Source organism: Shewanella piezotolerans WP3 (assembly GCF_000014885.1).
GTDB lineage: Bacteria > Pseudomonadota > Gammaproteobacteria > Enterobacterales > Shewanellaceae > Shewanella > Shewanella piezotolerans.
In genome coordinates this window covers 1,647,841-1,666,414 of the sequence record NC_011566.1, presented here as the reverse complement: position 1 = coordinate 1,666,414, position 18,574 = coordinate 1,647,841, and the positions used below count along the sequence as shown (strand labels likewise).

The window sequence follows — 18,574 nt, the reverse complement described above, 5'->3', positions numbered from 1 at the left end:
ATGTTTTTACAGAACTGAGCAATAACTACGCCAAAAATAAAAGTGGTCCAGAGTAAAAAATAAACCCTATAAATACTATATATAAAACAATTAGATGTAGTGTTCAATCTGGTTTTATCAATATGGCACTTCTATTTTGCAAAATGCAATTTCCCAATGAGTATTACTATGTCTAAAAGAGGTTATGGAATGGCAATAGACAAGAAAGCCAAATAATTCAAAACGTTATCATCGAGCATAAATACAGTGGCATAACGTTTGCACTTTTAACTTTCATAGCCCTACAAAATGTGAACAGATTGATGAAGGTATCAAACAGCGCACAAACGAAGCACTCTCTTAGTATCATGCTTGTCGAAGATTGCGATAGCGAACGCTGCTTGCTAAGTGCCTTGGTGACGGCAATGGGTCACCATAGCGTCGATTTTTCCAATGCGGAATCGGCAATTGAATACCTTAAGGCCCATCACGTTGACCTAGTGATCACCGACTGGATGATGCCCGGTATGAGTGGTATTGAATTGTGTAAAATACTCAAGCAATCATGCGATAACCCATACACAATACTCCTTACGGGAAATAGTGAAAATACACATATTGTAGAAGGAATCAATTCTGGTGCAGACGACTTTGTAGCGAAGCCCTTTAATAGTGCGGTGTTAAAAGCCCGAATCCATGCTGGGGTACGAATAATAGAGATGCAGTCCCAATTATCACAGAAGAATAAATCACTAAATCAGATGCTATTAAAAGAGCAGCAATACTTAAATGTCGTTAAACAAGACTTAGCATTGGCGGCGCAGTTACAACAAGCATTACTGCCCAATAACTGCCAACTCAGCCAACAATGGCAAGTGACTTGCGAATTTAAACCTGCCCATGATCTCGCTGGTGATATTTTTCAGTGCTTCAATATTGACGACCAACATATTGGTTTTTATCTACTCGATGTCAGTGGCCATGGCACCGCCGCTTCTATGCAAAGCTTTACTTTAGCGCAAAGCTTAGCCAACAACCAAGACGCATGGCAGGCCTTAGATGTGTGCCAGTTAATTAATACGCTCAACCGTGAATTTGACGACCCACAAAACAGCGGCCGTTTTGCCACTATGATAATAGGCATTGCAAATGCGGTCACAGGTAAGGTTGAACTGGTCAATGCTGGTCATCCAGCACCTATTGTGATTAGTCCACAACACGCCTATTTTGCCGATCAGCTACAGCTAAACATTGCAGCACAACTACCATTGGGGATCCGCAAAAACTACCAATACAGCAGTAGTCAGTTATTTTTATCTCAACATGAACATCTACTGCTCTATTCTGATGGGATCTATGAGTGTCGCCACCCAAAGCATGGATTTTTCGGCCAAGAGCGACTACTGAAGATTATAAACGATGCTAGAGAACTCTCGCCCGGTTCTTTGCTACACCACTTAACCCATAGCTGCGACTTATGGCAACAACAGCAAGCTCAAGATGATATCTCTCTGATGCTTATTTCAAGTCAGTCACTAGCCAGTTTAAACCAAACGCCTATTCGCCGTGTGCTTGCTTAGCGTAAAATGAATTTCAACAAGGAATTACCCTATGAATAGTCTACAGATAAACCTTAACAAAACACTATTAGCTAAGCATTCACTGTGCTTAGAAGTCGATCAGTTCATGCTACAAAATCAAATCAGTTCATCACAAAGATTCAAGGTAATCACCTGTATACTCGAAGCCGTGGCGAATGTCATTAACCATTCAGCCAGCAGCTCAAAAGAGATAATATTAATCTTACACAGCGGCGACAACAAAGTGATTGTCGATTTACTTGATAATTCTCCGCTGCATGGCAACAAATCTCCACTGCAATGTCCAGATACTAATGAACAATCAGGTCGCGGTTTATGGATAATGCACAACTGGATGGACAGTGTCAGGGTGCAAGAGTCTGTGGCGGGAACTCACCTGCAACTAAGTTTATCAACCCAATGATGCGCTCAATACTCGAACTAACTCAAGGATCAATAGTTGAAAAATATGCTGTGTTTATGCTCACGATTAAGCACATGAAAGCGATACACAGCGTATTAACCAGCACATTACAGTACCCTAGATAATTATCCGCTGCTAATCCCGTCGAACTCCAGCTTAACCTAGATTTTCAATCTGCTCATTATGCTTTGCATTTTAAGAACTCTGCGTTAGCAACTAAATCCCTATATGCAAAGAAACATACTTAACCAATATAATACAACAACTTAAGAACTGGCATTAGAGTTGCACTGTATAAAGCAATGTTAATAAATCCGAGTGCTTATTAGCAATAATCTCTAACAGCATTTTAAGGAGCTTAAAATGAAATTCTCCCAACTCGCACAGAACAACGCATGCAAAATCACCTTGCCAGTTGAAATGGTAATGACCCAAACACCAACATTACGTGCTGCAATTTTACAGCGAATAGATATGGGGATGACCCAGTTAGTTATCGATCTACACCAGGTTAATTATATCGATTCAAGTGGTTTATCTGTATTGATTTCAGCTCTCAAAAAAGTCGAAGAGCACGATGGCGAAATTGTATTGCTCTCACCAACTTCCGGCGTCCGTGCACTTATCGAACTTACCCGCCTGCATCAGGTGTTTTCTATTTATGAAGATGAAGCAGCGGCAATTGACTACATATGCAATGAACTTGTTAGCTAACAAGTTAAGCATTAAGGATAGCGCTATGAACCCCAATCACAGCACGAACTTTTCAAGCACCTCTCATAGCAGTAAAAAGCAAAAGGATGCAACAAAGTCGATAACAGATGCGCCACAGTACCAGGGATTGACGACATTGCTAATCATCACTCTAGCAGCCTTATTATCTGGCTGTGTACTGCCACATCATCCAGAAGAGATTGATATCTGTGACAACGTGGATGACGACATGACACTGTGCCACTTCTACCCTAGCGACACGCCTTATATGCGCAGCAAAATCAGTGAACGAGCACCTAAAAATATAACTCAAAAAGCCAATGACCCTATGGGTACCACTTGGTTAATGGATACCGCTCAAGCACAGCAAGCATTGCATTTGCCGCAAAATATTCGTTTATCAGTAGGCGATAGATTGAAAGTCAATGTACTCAATGGTGAAGAGTTTAGTGGCAATGTAGAGGTCAATAATGATGGTTATATCTATCTGCCATATCTGCAGCCCATTCATGCTAAAGGGCTTGATGTTCAGCAACTATCCGCAGCAATAAGCAAGCACCTTGTTGAAGAAGATTTCATGCTAAAAAATAGTGTGCGACTCAGCATAACCCCACTCAAGTGGGCCCCCGTTGAAGTGACCGTCTCAGGTGGGGTGTTTGAACCAGGGCAGCATCAGATCAACAAGAAAACAGATACAGAGATCATCGATGACGATGGCAACCACAGTGGTGATCAAGCATCAGAAAGAAGTATCGCTGCAGCCCTAAGAGCCTCTGGTGGTGTGCGCCCTGATGCTAATATCAGTGAGGTCATGGTGATTCGAGAGCAGTATAGCTTTAAGCTCGATCTATCAGGTGTGATCCACGGCTATCCGGTGCCAACCATGACACTTATGTCTGGCGACCACATACATGTGCCACAGCATGATTATTTTGATGACGCGTTAGCAAGACCGTCACAAATTACCGTGCCAGGGATCCGGGTCTTTTTATCCAACCTAACTCAACCAGCGAGCAGTAACTCGCAATCGGCAGTAGATACCGATGCGACGCGCTTTCCCTATGGCACTCGCCTCCTTAATGGCGCAATTGCCGCAAACTGCGTCGGCGGCGCTCAATCAACCAATGCCAGCCGTCACCTGCTATTAATCACCAAAAATCCGTTAACTGCTGAAGTGGATGTGATTGAGCGCTCAATGGACTCGCTTATCCGCAACTCTTGGGTAACTGGCATGAACCCTATACTGATGCCTGGTGATGGGATTGCTTGTTATGACTCACGAGTTACCAATATGCGTGAAATTGCTAGAACCGTTACTGAAATACTGGTTCCAGCAACTTTATTAGAACTGCTTTAACAACGAGTTAATAAAGGAGGCGACTATGAAAAATCAACAATTAAGACCTCTACTTTGGCTTAAGCGCCTGTTCGTAGATGGTAGTCAAATGCCAGTTAAAGAGCGAAGAGATGCGTATCTAAAAATGAACTTTACTCTGCTTGCTTCTGTTTGGCTCCTAGTTCTGCTTTTTGTTCTCTTAAGTCCTAGTCGTTATGTCAGTAATTGGACCCTTATTTTACCAGGTGCTGGCGCAGGTGCCGTGGTGAGTTTAGACAATGTCGGCCAAGCAAATAGCTCGGTGAGTTCACCTTATTTGAGCTCAGCAATCGATCCCAGAATAAATTACAAGTCCATTGCCACCAGCAAAACACTTTTAAATGCGGCGGCGAAAACCATGAATATAAAGAACAGTGAATTTACTAAGCCAAAATTGAAACTGCCAAATCAAACCGGTTTAATGCAATTTAGCATCAACTCAACCAGTGCCGAAGATGCGCAGCAGCGTGGCTGGGCTCATTACCACAGCTTACAAGCACTGCTTTCACAGCTACGAAATGACGAAGTACAACAACGCGAAGATGCTATTCGTGTGGGAATGGCAAGTTTTGCCAATAAGGTCAGCCTAACACAAAGCAAGCTGTTGGAATTTCAATCAGAACATGGGCTTGTTACACTCGACCAGTTTAAAGAGCTCGCATTAACTATGGAGCGCTTAAGACACAACCGAGTCAACCTCGAGTCAGAGTACCAAGGCGTCATCGCCAGTCAAAAAATGCTAGAAATACATCTGTCACTCACCCCTAAACAAGCAGCGGGGCTACTGACACTCAAAAATGATCAGTTGTTTCAACAGCTACTTATCGGCTATACCAATGTCACCGCAAAACTGACCGAGTATTCAAGCCGCTATGGCAAGCGTCATCCACAAGTGGTCACTCATAGAGATGAACAGAAATCCATCCTTGCCGCGATATCAAAGCGTTGCATGGTATTACTGGGCTACACTGATAAGCGTCTAATGCTAATGCTATCGGCTGATGATTTAGATGGTCGTGCGCAATTGATGCAACAGTTACTCACACTGGATACACAGGCAAAAGGGTTAAAACGCCAGATAAGTTCACTATCGCAGCAGATCCATGATTGGGACCATCGTTTATATGACAGCAATGATGATGCGGCAAAGCTTGAAGATCTTCAAAGAGAACACCAAGTTGCAACAGCGGTATTTACTTCGGCACTGGCAAAAATGGATGTTGGTAAGGCCGATATATATTCTTCGTTTCCTTTGGTACAGTTAATGTCTGCGCCAACATTAGCCGAGTCAACGGATAAACTCGCCATCTTACTGGCGCTCGTCGGCGGTATTGCCGCATCGATATCAATCATCGCAGGGATGGGAATGCTATGGATCCGCAAGCCTATGCTCCAGAAAATTCTGACGAACGCCTAGTTTGGTATGCCATCACCGGCACCTACCTATTTTGGTTTTTAGGTGCCATGTATGTGGTTGCCCCGGTGGTTGGCTGGATACTCCTGTTAAGGCTGGTAAAAAGAGCGGCACTTAAGCAACAGAATTATGTTGTTTCTCATACTCAACATTTCTGGGTAGCAGCGATGTTGCTGATGCTACTGGCGCTGGTGATTGGTCATCTCACTGAAGGGCTAGGGCTTACCAAACTCATCAAGTCGAGTATTGGTTGGGCTAAAGGCTGGGCACTGTTAGCCATCTTCCCACTCATCGGCTCGCTGAATATCCGCCCGCAATTAATCTATCGAGCAGGCTGCATCGTATGTAAACATACGCTTATTTTACTGCCCATTTTTGTACTCGCTTGGGTATTGAAACTGCCTAGTACACTTTACACCTCCCCTTTAAGTATCATTGGTGGACCAGGCCCTGAGTTTTTCAGTGTCAGTCTCTATGAGCTCGATCCTGGTAGCGGTGCACCCAGATGGCGATTATTTACCCCTTGGGCGCCAGCGCTAGGTATGATGGGGAACCTATTCTTTATCTTTGCCACTCAAGAGCGATCAAAACGCTTCCGCTTCTACGGCTTTAGCGGCAGTTTAAGCATGGTTCTACTGTCGCAATCTAGGCTCGCTTTCGTTTGCTACCTACTGCTTGCGGGCTTTTTCATGTTCATCCGCTACTACCGTTCACCTTGGTTATATTTTGCGGCAAGCCCCGCTTTACTGCTACTAGGATTAACAGGTCATAGTGTGATCGAAAAAGTAGAACAAACCATATATGCCTTTAAAAATGCCCGAGCAGGTTCCACCCGAGTACGCCAAGAACTCGCAAATATTGCGCTTGAGCGCTGGGCTAATGAAGCCATTTTTTGGGGCCATGGTATCGTTGAAAGAGGTCCACACTTGGTAGAGTACATGCCTATTGGTTCACATCACACTTGGTATGGTTTACTGTTTGTTAAAGGATTAGTCGGTGCTATGGCGCTCGCCTCAGCAATGCTAGTGACCATTATTAGCCTGCTGCGTTATATCTTTAGCAATAGCATTTCGGCTGTCGCTATTGCCATTATTTTACAACTATTCTTATACACCTTCGGCGAGAACTTAGAGATTTTGGCCTACCTATTTTGGCCAGGCCTAGTCATTGTTGGCATTGCACTTAAGTACAATAAATCTGAGTCCAAAACCGAACTTAAAGCTGAGGCTGATTAAAACCCGGCTATCACCACATTGTTCATTTTGATTCGCAATTTGCGACTACCGCTACCACTCACACACCACCAAGTTAACACCACCATTGCCAGTCGTAAAACACTACCTAATATCAAAGGCTTACGACCGAATCCCCGCCTATAAAAAGTTGGCATGATACCTGTAATATTCAATAGGTAACAGTCGATAACTAAGGCCACTCAGAAATTTTTTAAGGCCAAGCATCAGTGATTAGTTAACAGCAGTGACAGTGGACGTCTATTAAAGGCTGTCGTATTCATTAACAACCTCATATCAGGTGGTTTTATGCAAACGATATTACAACTAAAAAGCACCATTGCCACCTTATTCAGTAGTGCGTTGGGCAAGAGCCTATTTTGGTTGGGCTCAGCTCAGGTGCTCGGCCGGATAGTACGTCTCGGGGCGAGCATTATCATCGCTCGCTTGCTCACTCCAGAAGTGTTTGGGCTGGTGGCCATTATCCTCACAAGTTTCGAGATTATCTGCACTCCAACTCGTAGAATTTCGTCAGCCGCATTGATTCAGATGGATGATAACAAATTCAGTCATGCGCTAACCAGTGCCAATAAAGTGAACTGGTTAGCCGCTATCACCGCCTTCGTTGCCATGAGCTTACTCAGCTGGCCGCTTGCCATCTACTACGATGACATGCAGCTCATACTTCCTATGATACTCATGGCAACAAGCTATTTGTTACTCCCCTTTGGCATGCTTTATGCCGCGCAAAATCTTCGACTCAACCGCATGAGAGTAGTCGGCCGCGCAGTACTTTGGCAAACCGTTTTTGATGGGATGTTAACCGCAACACTCGCTTTACTCGGGCTCGGGATCTGGGCAATTATTTTGCCTAAAGTAATTGTGATATTTGTTTGGATTGGGGTTCATCGATATCACAACCCCTTGCCCGGGGCTTCTTTCAAAAATACAACACGACTCAAGAAAACTCGGTTACACGGAGCTACAACAGCCACTAAGCCAGATACTCAGCCTCAATCAGCAAGATTCGGCTTAGCCCCGCAAACGGCTGAGATTTTTAAGTTTGGTATACATGTCGGCTTAGGTGACTTAGCCATCGCCATGCGGCAGAATATCGATTACATACTAGTGGGTTACTTTCTCGGCATAGAAGCATTAGGAGTCTACTTCTTCGCCTTTAATGCCAGCTTAGGCATTAGCCTTGGGCTTATCCAAAGCTACGGCACTGCACTATATTCTCACCTATGCCAAAAAGGCCACGATACCGAGAGTCGCGAGACTAGCCTGCAAGGTAAGTACTTTCAATCGCTCAAATTTATCATGTTGCTCACCGTGCCCCTTATAACATTGCAAGCTGTACTAGCACCTTTTTATCTGCCATTGATCTATGGTCAAAAGTGGCTAGATGCAGGTGCCCTACCTATTTTCATCTTGCTTTGCTTAAGCGGCCTATTTCGTCCACTTGGTGAGGCTGCGAGCCAATATTTAATTAGTTCAGGTCAGAGTAAATACAACCTTATCTGCAACAGCATTTTTACGCTGATGCTGGCAGTGACCATAGCACTATCCAGTTTTTCAGGACTTATCGCTGTAGCTCTCGGCATTTTATTGGTGCACCTAGTTGCTATGCCCATCTTCACTATTTATCTCAAATTCACACAACAGCCAACAACAGATAAATACTCAATAAACTGCAATAAAAAAAGTCGGTTAATGCAGACAATCCCCAAACGCTCTCGGGAGACTCACTATGACTACTAATGACCAATATACCAAAGCGACAGCGGCCAAAGTATCCGTTGTCATGCCTATTTACAATGTTGAAGCCTTTGTAGAGGATGCAATCAAATCCGTGCTAGCTCAAACCTTTAGTCATTTTGAATTGATTCTAGTGAATGATTGCTCACCTGATAGTAGCCTTGCACTTTGCCAAAAATTTAAAGACTCACGTATTCGCATCATCAGCCATGAAGTGAACCAAGGACTTTCTGCAGCACGTAATACAGGGATCCGCCACGCTATTGGTCGCTACGTTGCTTTTATTGACTCTGACGATATGTGGCATCCAGAAAAACTCGCTCAACATGTGCTGCATTTAGACAATGCTCCAGAGGTGGGGATTAGCTTTTCTCGTTCGGTGTTTATCGACTATCAAGGCAATACAATCAATGTTTTCCAGATGCCACAGTTAACAGATATAAATGCGAGTGATCTGCTCTGTCGTAACCCTGTCGGTAACGGCTCTGCACCAGTTCTACGCCGTGAAACCTTGTGTGACATACGTTATCAAGCACTAAACAAACGCCATCCACACAGTTGCTATTTTGATGAGAATTTTCGTCAATCAGAAGATATTGAATGCTGGCTTAGAATTGTTGCCACCACCCATTGGAAAATGGAGGGCCTACCAGCGCCGCTAACCTATTACCGTCTTAATAACCAAGGTTTATCCGCTAATTTTCAAAAACAGTATGCTTCATGGGAGAACATGATCAATAAAGCCATCCACTATGCACCAGAGCTGCTAATACAGTACGAGAATCGCGCCAGAGCCTACCAATTGAGGTACCTCGCAAGGCAAGCCATACGTAATCATGATGGCAAAGAAGCCGTTGAGCGGATAAAACAAGCACTGAAAACCTCACCATCAATCATCAGACACGAGACAGGGCGTACTATCGCCACGCTTGCAGCGGCTTATCTGTTAAAGCTATTACCGAAAAGCACTTATAAAGGTATTGAGTCTATGGCGCAATCCGTACTGGGACGTATGCAACGAGCCAAAATATCGAAAGACGGCGTAACACCTGAGTTGATGAAAAACCTGTAAATAACATCCCTTATATCTATATTAGCCATCGCACCTAGTGCTTTGGCTAGCCTTTTTCTTAAACACTTATCCCCGAATCACACACCCTAGAATAATTTGCAACGCGCAATGCAGGATGCAAAAAACATTTAGATTAGTTTTAAAAACATCAACGAAAACTATCTATCTCACTGTATTTAATACAAATATCACCTTTGGCCTATAACCTGCAAAGTTATGACTAACGTTAGCATTAACAACAACTATTACTAACCAGCTTTAGCAGTAGATAGCAGTCACTACATCACGCGACAAACATTGAGGCCGATTATGATAAAACCACAAACGCGCCCCACCAGCACAGCAGTTTTGGCAATTCGTATTGTTGATCTATTCGCTGCTAGCGTAATGATAGTCATCACCAGCCCATTGCTCGTTTATGGCCTACTCAAAAGCGCAGTAGCAAATATAAACGCATTTGAATTAGTGTTCATTTATGGCGCAAATAATAAGACAGTCGGCCTCTACCAGTTTACCTATTCAGGGAAGTTTAAGAGCTTGCCTGTGTTGATTAACTTGCTCAGAGGTGATGTTAGCCTGCTCGGTAAAAAGATGGAGTTTGCCTTTGAAGCAACAGATACAACCAGCAAGTTGTTTAGTCGAAGCGAGAAAGAGCAAATTGTTCAGGATTTAGCAACCGCATCACTTAAACCAGGTCTTAGTTCGATTGAGCAGATAAATAGCGCCACCGGGCTGAGCTTTGAATCATCACAACGCTCACTATTAAAGGCACATAGCAGCTTATTCAACTACCTTTCAGCCTTAATCAGGGGCATATTTGTCACTACTCTCACCCGCAATTTCATGCCCCAGATTAAACATAACAATGGACCAATATCGGTATTTGGGATCTCCTTGGATAACTGGACTCTGAGCGACCTATTAAACGATATCAAACAAGCCTGCCAAGCAAATAGTAGCGTCAAATTACAGCAATACAGCTTTGTTAATGCCGACTGCCTAAATATTAGTTGTCACAACGAGGCTTACCGCCGCAGTTTAAAACAGAGCAAACGGATCTTTGCCGATGGGATTGGTGTAAGACTGGCGTGTCTCTCAAAGGGCCATCCACTTAGAGACAACCTAAACGGCACAGATATGTTCCCTAGATTATGTGAATTAGCGGCAGAGCAGCAGCTATCAATATTCCTATTGGGCGGCGAAGAAGGTGTTGCCGCGGCTACGGCGGAAAATATGCTGCAACATTATTCAAACCTAAAGATAGCTGGTGTCCATAATGGCTACTTTGATATGAGCGGCAATAGCGAAGAAAACAACCAGATAGTAGCCCAGATTAATCAGTCAAATGCAGACATACTGCTGGTTGCAATGGGCGCACCACTGCAAGAGAGATGGCTCGAAGATAACAAGCCGCAATTGAATTGCAGTGTGGGGATTGGCGTAGGAGGCTTGTTTGACTTTTACTCTAACCGGATCAAACGCGCTCCTCTATGGTTGAGACAGATGGGCATGGAGTGGAGCTATCGACTGCTGCAAGAGCCTAGTCGAATGTGGCAACGCTACATCATAGGTAATCCAACGTTTATATTTAGAGTTTGGCGCGAGAACCGTCAGCTAAACAAAGTTCAGGCTGCGCAGCCAAAAACGGTTAAAGCCAAAACCAACATTAAATACACACCAAAATTTAATGTCAAGCAGGCAAACACACGCAGAGCGATGCACAACATGCGTAGGCGGCTAAACCGCTTTACTAAGCGCCTGTTAGACATCACCATTTCTGCGGCTTTACTCGTCCTATTAATGCCATTTTTTATCATTTTATCGCTGCTGATCCGTATTGAATCGAAAGGCGCAGTGTTGTTTTGTCAAACCCGAGCGGGACGTAATAACCAGCCGTTTACCATGTGGAAGTTCCGCTCAATGTACCAAGACGCCGAGCAAAGACTGACGGCAGTACAAAACGATAATGAGATGCAGGGCGGCGTGTTATTTAAGATTAAGCATGATCCGAGGGTCACACTCATTGGCAAGTGTATTCGCAAAACGTCAATTGACGAACTGCCACAGCTCTGGAATGTACTTAAAGGTGACATGTCGCTTGTCGGCCCTCGCCCCGCGTTAGTCAGTGAAGTTCAACAATACAGTCAACATGATAGAAACAGGCTGATGATTAAACCTGGGATCACTTGCATTTGGCAAGTCACAGGTCGCTCAAATATTCCGTTTAAGCAACAAGTCGAGCTCGATATCGATTACATCTACCAGCAATCAGTCACAGCAGATCTTTGGCTATTGATAAAAACTATCCCTGCGGTGCTGTTCGCCCGCGGCGCATATTAGGAGCTCAGTATGCAAGCAATCATATTCGCCAACCGTAGCGGCAATGAACTAGCTCCCTTAGATTCACATTACTGCCCAGCACTGCTGCCAGTGGGTAATAAGCCTGTGATTGAATTTACCCTTGAAGATCTAGCCGATGCACAAATAAGCAAGATTAGGATTGTTATTTCGACTCAGTCAGCGCAGATAGAGAAGCTCATAGGTAACGGAGAGAAATGGGGCTTAGAGGTTGAATACTTCCTAAGTCGTGAACAAGAAAATGTATCAAGCGTTTTACCACGACTATCACTAAATCCAGATGAGACGACTCTATTAGCTCGTGCAGATATACTAAGAAGCCCGTGCATAAAATCATTTACTCAGTTCAGTAAGCAGATGAATAATAACCATGTTATTGCTAAACAGGCTAACCAAAACGCGGGCTTAATGTTACTTCCTGGCGCTAGGCATTTCACCGAAGATCTCGATTGGCCGTTATCAGATTGTCAACTTAGAAGCAATGAGCAGCAAAGCATCATCCAAGTCTTGCACGGTGACTGCTATATGCTTAATAACTTACAAGATTATATGAACGCCAACCAAGCTTTAGCGTCAGCAAAATTAACGGGAATAAATCCTAGGGGGCGTTATTTTAGCAGCGCAGCAAAAGAAAACGGCTTCTATGTTGGCGCCAAAACAAAATCAGCCTCACTCACCGTGCATAATGCTTGGGGGGTTATTGGTAACAACACTTGGATAGATGAAAGTGTTGATATGCAACAAAGCATTGTGGTCGGTAAAAATTGCTTGGTTGAGAAAGCTTGCAGTCTAAAAAATTGCCTTATATTGGACAATAGCTACGTCGGTCAAGGGCTCAATGTTACCAATACAATTATCAGTAAAAGTTTACTGATAAAACCTGAAAGCCAAGGGCACTTAATACTTGAAGACCCTAGTATTATTTCAGAAAACTGCAACTTCAATAGTACTCAACAGCAGAAGCAACAAACCACATTCATCGATAAGCTACAGGCCTTTGTATTATTTTGTTTAGGGCTGATTTTCGCGCCACTACTGCTGCTGCTGTCCTTTTTAGCCCACCCTAAAAGACCAATAATGAGAGAAACTCTTTTTTTCCAGGGCGTTAAGAGAAACAGCTACCGCTGGAATATCAAACTGTTATTCATCGCTCGCTTGCCGCAGCTCTATTGGGTCATGACTGGGAAAATAGCCCTATTTGGTGCCAGCCCATTTGAGCAAAAAATAACAACAAAAGACCTGCTAGAACACGTCGAGAAGCCCTCATTACTTGGCCTGTACGGGCCGTTGCAGTTGGTTATTGATGAACAAGCGCCGCTCGAAGAGCGGCTACTCATTGAAGCTGAGTACCTCTGCACTGACCAACGGAGTAAGTACTGGCGGTTAGTCGCCAACTCCTTATTAGGTAGACGCAAGCAGCCCTGTGCATTGACTAACAAAATACCTAACGACACGGCACCAAGCGACAACACACCTTAACAAGTAGATAGCCAATAGCTTGATTAACACTATTTCAGTGAGGCACTTACTACTCCTTATAGCCATTTAGTACAGAGAAAATAAGAGAGAACATTATGAAAACAATCATTACTTACGGTACGTTCGATCTATTTCACTATGGCCACGTTCGTCTATTTAAACGTCTTAAAGCCCTAGGCGACAAACTAATTGTGGCAGTATCAACCGATGAGTTTAATGCGCTAAAAGGTAAAGCGGCATTCTTTAGCTATTTGCAACGGGCCGAAATTGTAGAGGCATGTAAATACGTAGATATGGTGGTACCAGAAACTCATTGGCAGCAAAAAGCCAAAGATATCTGCAAGTACGATATCAGTATTTTTGCTATGGGAGATGACTGGAAGGGTGAATTTGATGAGTTATCAATACTGTGCGATGTTGTTTACTTAGACAGAACGGGTGAGATCTCATCCACAGAGATAAAAAATAGCCTTGCGGACCGAGGGGCTCCAAAAAACCAACTAAGTAATGGTACTGATGGCAATAGCTTGGATAACATCGACAACAAGGCCGGTAAATAATGCAACGCTCTTTAAGCAATAATGCGCTGCTTTGGCTGAAAGCCTGTACTCGAAAGCTGGTATATCAGCTATCGAAGCTGCTTCCCCGTAACCCAAATAAAGCGGTGTTTGGTAGCTACAAAGAGTTATTTTCAGATAACAGTAAGTACCTTTACAAGCATTGGCAACAACAGGCATTTATACGTTGTATTTGGATCTCTGGTAATCAAGACGTTATCAAACAACTGAATGGAAATAAGCAAGAAGCGTATTACCGCTGGTCTCTACTTGGGATCTACCATGCACTAACTGCCAAATACTATTTCTATAACAGTTACATCGGCGACATTAATCAATGGCTTGCTGGCGGCGCGATTAAGATAAACCTTTGGCACGGTTCGCCAATGAAAAAAATTGAGTTTGATATCGACAATGGCCCCATGGCAGAAGTATTCAATCCTCAAGGCCGTTTGGCTCAATTTAAGCAATCAATGCTTGCCCACCAGCAACATGTAAAACCGGACTTAATGCTAAGTCCAAGCCCTTTAATCGATACCCTATTTTGCAGTGCATTCAGGCTTGAAGCGTCGCAACTACAACGCAGCGGCAACCCAAGAACGGACTACTATCGCACCGAAACAAATCAACAACGGTCATCGCAGCAAAAACAAGCTCACTCAAAAGAGCTAGCAGCGCTTCGCCAACAAATCCAAAGCAAGCAGTATCAACAAGTCATCTTGTATGCGCCCTCATGGAGAGACAGTTACCAAGGTGATAACCCATATCGCAATGCATTTGACTGGCAAGCGTTATCCCTACATATACAACAACATAATCAACTGTTTCTACTACGGCTGCATCCCAATGAAGCCGCGCTTGCAAAGCAGTTTAGTCATTACCCTAACATCATTAATATTTCTACAATGGGAGATGTTTACGGCCTACTTGGTAATGTTGATCTTCTCATCACCGATTACTCTTCTCTGTTTATCGATGTATTACCACTAAATATTCCCGTTAGCTTTTACCTGTTCGACAAAGTCCATTATCAACAAAATTGCCGCAGTATGTATGGCTACGCCAACTCAATGCCTAATATCGGCCCAGAAAGCCTTAGTTTTAAAGAGCTACTAACGCAACTCCAGCCAGCATCAATCAACCAACTAACAACGCAATACAAAGAGCCTTATTTAGCAGTAAGTAAGATGTATTGGGGAGAATCAACCACAAGCTCGTTTAAAGTGCTTGAGGACTGGATCAAAAGTCGTCACTAACTTAGCTTCCAACTCTTGCAGCCAGTTCTAGCGACTAAGTTTAGAAGAGCCGCTATCTTTATCCGACAGTATTGGCAGAACACTCTTTGATAACGGCCAGTCAATCCCTATGTTTGCGTCATCCCAAGCCACGTGTCCTTCATCTTCTGGCACATAGTAATCGGTGCACTTATAGATAATGTCAGCATACTCACTTAAGGTTAAAAATCCGTGAGCAAATCCGGGCGGAATATACATCTGCAAACGGTTATTAGCTGACAAGACTTGCCCGACCCATTGACCAAACGTTGCGGAATCTTGACGAATATCAACCGCCACATCAAAAATCTCACCACTAACAACCCGGATCAACTTGCCTTGAGGTTTGCTTTTTTGAAAATGTAAGCCGCGTAACACATGTTTTGCAGAGCGACTCATGTTCTCCTGAACAAAATGTGGAGCAATCAATCCTGCTTCAGCAAACAATATCTTAAACTCGGACTCACGGTAAGTTTCCATAAAAAAGCCGCGCTCATCGCCAAATACCTTTGGTTCAATTAACAATACATCGGCAATAGCAGTGGAGATAAGCTTCATCAATCAACGTCCTTTACTGAATTAATAAGTGAGTAATGCGTTAGGTAACGCATTGAACAGATGAGAGGCAAGAATATACATCCAATCACCGACATCAAGCCAATTTTATTTACGCTATAGTGAGTGCGTTCAACACATAAGAGGAGCTAACCCTGAAAATAATCCATCACGGCGCAATCAACGGTGTCACAGGCTCATGCCACCAACTGGACATTAATGCTCAATCTAGCATACTCATTGATTGTGGATTATTCCAAGGCGCGGAAACGGCAGGAAAAACAGCGATTGAGCAACTGCCGATAGAGTTTGATATCAGCAATATTCACGCATTGATAATCACTCACTGCCATATTGACCATGTCGGCAGAATACCCTATCTACTGGCCGCTGGTTTTAATAAACCCATCTATGCCACCGTTGCGACTGCAGCGCTTTTGCCGATGGTGATTGAGGATGCCTTAAAAATTGGTGTCACTCAAAACCACCGCATAATAAAGCTCTACCTAAAAAAGCTTAACCAGCTCATTAAACCGGTTGAATATAACCAATGGTTTAGCTTAGATTTCGACTCGGTGTCTACTAGGGATGTCTTACCTCAAACGAATAGCGCTGCAGATGATATTCACCAAGCTGACATTACGTTAATAGAAAGCCCTCAAGTACAAAGCATTCATATAGACAGCCCCAAAATACACAGCAGCTATACCCAAGCGAAAGCCAAATTCAGAACCGCTGGGCATATTTTGGGCTCTGCCTATGTTGAGATAGAACTGTCTACAGCCTCCATAGTTCGAAGTGAAATAGAGCATAAGCCTAAGAATATACATAAAGCTAACCATAGAGTGGTATTTTCAGGGGATTTAGGTGCAACTCACACACCACTACTTGCCAGTCCTAAAAGTCCGTATAGAGCAGACACATTGGTGATAGAGTCAACATACGGCGATAAAAACCATCAAGGACGAAAACAGCGCAGCGAGAGCTTAAAAAAAGTAATAAAAAAGTCTGTAGCTGATAATGGCGTAGTATTGATCCCAGCCTTTAGTATTGGCCGTACCCAAGAGTTACTTTACGAACTTGAGCAGCTTATATACCGATACCAAAGTAAGAATGAGATGTGGCAACAAATAGAAGTCATCGTCGACTCGCCCATGGCTGCAAAATTTACCGAGCGCTATATAGAATTTAAGACATTGTGGGACAAAGAAGCCAAGCAGAGATTAAGCCAGCACCGACACCCTTTAGACTTTGAGCAGCTTTACACTGTAGGCAGTCATCAAGAACATTTAGCCACTATCGAATACCTCAGTAAACGTAATAAACCTGCAATCGTCATCGCCGCCAGCGGCATGTGCACTGGCGGAAGAATTCAAAACTACTTAGCTAAGCTGTTAGGCAATCCTACCACCGACATAATATTTGTTGGTTACCAAGCTACTGGGACCACAGGGCGAGAGATCCAAGCTTATGGCCCCAAAGGCGGTTACTGCATCATAGATGGGAAAAGAGTCGATATAAAAGCAGGCGTGCATACAGTAAGCGGTTACTCCGCCCACGCAGATCAACGTAACCTAGTTAACTTCGTCAAAGGTATGCGAGTTAAGCCAACGCTTATACGTATAGTTCACGGTGATAGCCAAGCTAAAAGTGCATTGGCTACTGAATATAAAAAGTTACTACCAGATACAAAAGTCGAGATAGGAAAATAGCAAACAGCGTAGAAAACTTACAAAACACAGGCTAGCGGGACAACGTATTCCCTCCGTAGGTTGGGCTTTAGCCCATCATTTACCCCTCTATGTAGGTTGGGCTTTAGCCCATCAAACATCATAATAAAATATAGTCACTGACGGCATAAATGCCGACCTACAATTGTAATACCGACCTACAATTGTAATACCGACCTACAATGCTAAATATCAATCTACAATTGAAACGCAGACCGATAAATGATCATCGCAAACGCCAATATAACCAATTACCCTGCAAGCCAACTGAAAACCAGTCCTCCTGTAGGTTGGGCTTTAGCCCATCAATAGTCACAATTGACCGTCCCAGTGACGGCATAAATGTCGACCTACAATTGTAATACCGACCTACAATGCTAAATATCAATCTACAATTGAAACGCAGACCGATAAATGATCATCGCAAACGCCAATATAACCAATTACCCTGCAAGCCAACTGAAAACCAGTCCTCCTGTAGGTTGGGCTTTAGCCCATCAATAGTCACAATTGACCGTCCCAGTGACGGCATAAATGCCGGCCTACAAACTCAAAATGTAAAACGACTTACAAATAAATAGAATTCCAATACGGATAATCACCAATACGGTTAACTATTCCCTTTCTTAACGGGTTAGCCACTATATAGCGACTTATTTGTATCCTGTCATCTTCACGACGTAAAGCACGATCATAAAATGAGGATTGCCACATACTTCCACTTTGATTAGCGATTTTGTTAATAACAAAACTACTCGCTCCTTTCAAAGCCCCTACCGTTTTAGATAACTCAGCTCCAGCGTTTAATCTTAGTAATCCATGAAAATGGTCAGGCATCAACACCCAAGTTAACCATTTACTATTATACTGGCGTTCATTTAAATCAATCTGCAAACAGAATGTACGAGCCATATCAACGTCGTTGAAAAAAGCCAACCTATCTTTTGTATTAAAAGTGATAAAATACTCACCGCGCTCCTGAGAAAAACGCCCTTTCCTTAAGTCACTCCATGACATAGTTCATCTCCAAACGCATTACCCTGTAGGTTGGGCTTGAAACCAATAAACAAAGT

At 43.4% G+C, this 18,574-nt stretch carries 15 protein-coding genes; 13 read left to right on the top strand and 2 right to left on the bottom strand.

Features of this window, described 5'->3' with window-relative positions; all coding sequences use genetic code 11:
• Positions 1-302 precede the first annotated feature (302 nt).
• The 12 genes from SWP_RS07175 (at position 303) to SWP_RS07120 (ending at position 15,198) form a co-directional block, all read left to right on the top strand.
• Positions 303-1,559 carry a SpoIIE family protein phosphatase gene (locus tag SWP_RS07175; protein ID WP_044555749.1) on the top strand — a complete coding sequence of 419 codons (1,257 nt, stop codon included), beginning with the start codon at positions 303-305 and terminating at the stop codon, positions 1,557-1,559.
• A gap of 31 nt (positions 1,560-1,590) precedes the next feature.
• Positions 1,591-1,983 carry an ATP-binding protein gene (locus SWP_RS07170; protein WP_020911772.1) on the top strand — a complete coding sequence of 131 codons (393 nt, stop codon included), beginning with the start codon at positions 1,591-1,593 and terminating at the stop codon, positions 1,981-1,983.
• 363 nt (positions 1,984-2,346) lie between these two features.
• Complete coding sequence (locus tag SWP_RS07165) at positions 2,347-2,697, top strand: STAS domain-containing protein (protein WP_020911771.1); 351 nt, start codon at positions 2,347-2,349, stop codon at positions 2,695-2,697.
• 25 nt (positions 2,698-2,722) lie between these two features.
• Positions 2,723-4,054 carry a polysaccharide biosynthesis/export family protein gene (locus tag SWP_RS07160; RefSeq protein WP_020911770.1) on the top strand — a complete coding sequence of 444 codons (1,332 nt, stop codon included), beginning with the start codon at positions 2,723-2,725 and terminating at the stop codon, positions 4,052-4,054.
• Positions 4,055-4,079: 25 nt separating this feature from the next.
• Positions 4,080-5,489 (top strand): GumC domain-containing protein, encoded by a 1,410-nt coding sequence (locus SWP_RS07155; RefSeq protein WP_020911769.1) that lies wholly within the window; start codon positions 4,080-4,082, stop codon positions 5,487-5,489.
• Positions 5,444-6,721, top strand: a complete 1,278-nt coding sequence (locus tag SWP_RS07150; RefSeq protein ID WP_020911768.1) for an O-antigen ligase family protein — start codon at positions 5,444-5,446, stop codon at positions 6,719-6,721. Before SWP_RS07155 ends, SWP_RS07150 begins: the two co-directional genes overlap by 46 nt.
• Positions 6,722-7,027: 306 nt before the next feature.
• Positions 7,028-8,479 (top strand): oligosaccharide flippase family protein, encoded by a 1,452-nt coding sequence (locus SWP_RS07145; protein ID WP_020911767.1) that lies wholly within the window; start codon positions 7,028-7,030, stop codon positions 8,477-8,479.
• Entirely contained in the window at positions 8,469-9,548 is a 1,080-nt protein-coding gene (locus SWP_RS07140) for a glycosyltransferase family 2 protein (RefSeq protein WP_020911765.1), read from the top strand. Before SWP_RS07145 ends, SWP_RS07140 begins: the two co-directional genes overlap by 11 nt.
• A 309-nt stretch (positions 9,549-9,857) precedes the next feature.
• Positions 9,858-11,888: a WecB/TagA/CpsF family glycosyltransferase gene (locus tag SWP_RS07135; RefSeq protein WP_020911764.1), complete on the top strand. Its 2,031-nt coding sequence runs from the start codon at positions 9,858-9,860 to the stop codon at positions 11,886-11,888.
• Between the two features lie 9 nt (positions 11,889-11,897).
• Positions 11,898-13,385, top strand: a complete 1,488-nt coding sequence (locus SWP_RS07130) for a sugar phosphate nucleotidyltransferase (protein ID WP_020911763.1) — start codon at positions 11,898-11,900, stop codon at positions 13,383-13,385.
• Between the two features lie 95 nt (positions 13,386-13,480).
• Positions 13,481-13,945, top strand: coding sequence for a glycerol-3-phosphate cytidylyltransferase (gene tagD, locus SWP_RS07125; RefSeq protein ID WP_020911762.1), 465 nt, complete (start codon positions 13,481-13,483; stop codon positions 13,943-13,945).
• Positions 13,945-15,198: a CDP-glycerol--poly(glycerophosphate) glycerophosphotransferase gene (locus SWP_RS07120; protein WP_020911761.1), complete on the top strand. Its 1,254-nt coding sequence runs from the start codon at positions 13,945-13,947 to the stop codon at positions 15,196-15,198. The genes tagD and SWP_RS07120 overlap by 1 nt, the downstream gene beginning before the upstream one ends.
• Before the next feature lie 27 nt (positions 15,199-15,225).
• Here SWP_RS07120 and rfbC read toward each other — a convergent pair whose 3' ends face one another.
• A complete protein-coding gene (gene rfbC, locus SWP_RS07115; RefSeq protein WP_020911760.1) occupies positions 15,226-15,774 on the bottom strand; it encodes a dTDP-4-dehydrorhamnose 3,5-epimerase in 549 nt (182 codons plus the stop codon).
• Positions 15,775-15,926: 152 nt separating this feature from the next.
• Between rfbC and SWP_RS07110 the strand changes: the two genes are divergently transcribed.
• Complete coding sequence (locus tag SWP_RS07110) at positions 15,927-17,483, top strand: MBL fold metallo-hydrolase RNA specificity domain-containing protein (RefSeq protein WP_044555748.1); 1,557 nt, start codon at positions 15,927-15,929, stop codon at positions 17,481-17,483.
• Positions 17,484-18,068: 585 nt separating this feature from the next.
• Here SWP_RS07110 and SWP_RS07105 read toward each other — a convergent pair.
• On the bottom strand, positions 18,069-18,518 hold the full coding sequence (locus tag SWP_RS07105; RefSeq protein WP_020911758.1) for an REP-associated tyrosine transposase: 450 nt from the start codon (positions 18,516-18,518) through the stop codon (positions 18,069-18,071).
• Positions 18,519-18,574: the final 56 nt, after the last annotated feature.

What these genes read in the sequence shown, in the direction of transcription:
- SWP_RS07175 (WP_044555749.1), top strand. Translation starts at nt 303, where the DNA reads ATGAAGGTATCAAACAGCGCACAAACGAAGCACTCTCTTAGTATCATG.
- SWP_RS07170 (WP_020911772.1), top strand. Translation starts at nt 1,591, where the DNA reads ATGAATAGTCTACAGATAAACCTTAACAAAACACTATTAGCTAAGCAT.
- SWP_RS07165 (WP_020911771.1), top strand. Translation starts at nt 2,347, where the DNA reads ATGAAATTCTCCCAACTCGCACAGAACAACGCATGCAAAATCACCTTG.
- SWP_RS07160 (WP_020911770.1), top strand. Translation starts at nt 2,723, where the DNA reads ATGAACCCCAATCACAGCACGAACTTTTCAAGCACCTCTCATAGCAGT.
- SWP_RS07155 (WP_020911769.1), top strand. Translation starts at nt 4,080, where the DNA reads ATGAAAAATCAACAATTAAGACCTCTACTTTGGCTTAAGCGCCTGTTC.
- SWP_RS07150 (WP_020911768.1), top strand. Translation starts at nt 5,444, where the DNA reads ATGGATCCGCAAGCCTATGCTCCAGAAAATTCTGACGAACGCCTAGTT.
- SWP_RS07145 (WP_020911767.1), top strand. Translation starts at nt 7,028, where the DNA reads ATGCAAACGATATTACAACTAAAAAGCACCATTGCCACCTTATTCAGT.
- SWP_RS07140 (WP_020911765.1), top strand. Translation starts at nt 8,469, where the DNA reads ATGACTACTAATGACCAATATACCAAAGCGACAGCGGCCAAAGTATCC.
- SWP_RS07135 (WP_020911764.1), top strand. Translation starts at nt 9,858, where the DNA reads ATGATAAAACCACAAACGCGCCCCACCAGCACAGCAGTTTTGGCAATT.
- SWP_RS07130 (WP_020911763.1), top strand. Translation starts at nt 11,898, where the DNA reads ATGCAAGCAATCATATTCGCCAACCGTAGCGGCAATGAACTAGCTCCC.
- tagD (WP_020911762.1), top strand. Translation starts at nt 13,481, where the DNA reads ATGAAAACAATCATTACTTACGGTACGTTCGATCTATTTCACTATGGC.
- SWP_RS07120 (WP_020911761.1), top strand. Translation starts at nt 13,945, where the DNA reads ATGCAACGCTCTTTAAGCAATAATGCGCTGCTTTGGCTGAAAGCCTGT.
- rfbC (WP_020911760.1), bottom strand. Translation starts at nt 15,774, where the DNA reads ATGAAGCTTATCTCCACTGCTATTGCCGATGTATTGTTAATTGAACCA.
- SWP_RS07105 (WP_020911758.1), bottom strand. Translation starts at nt 18,518, where the DNA reads ATGTCATGGAGTGACTTAAGGAAAGGGCGTTTTTCTCAGGAGCGCGGT.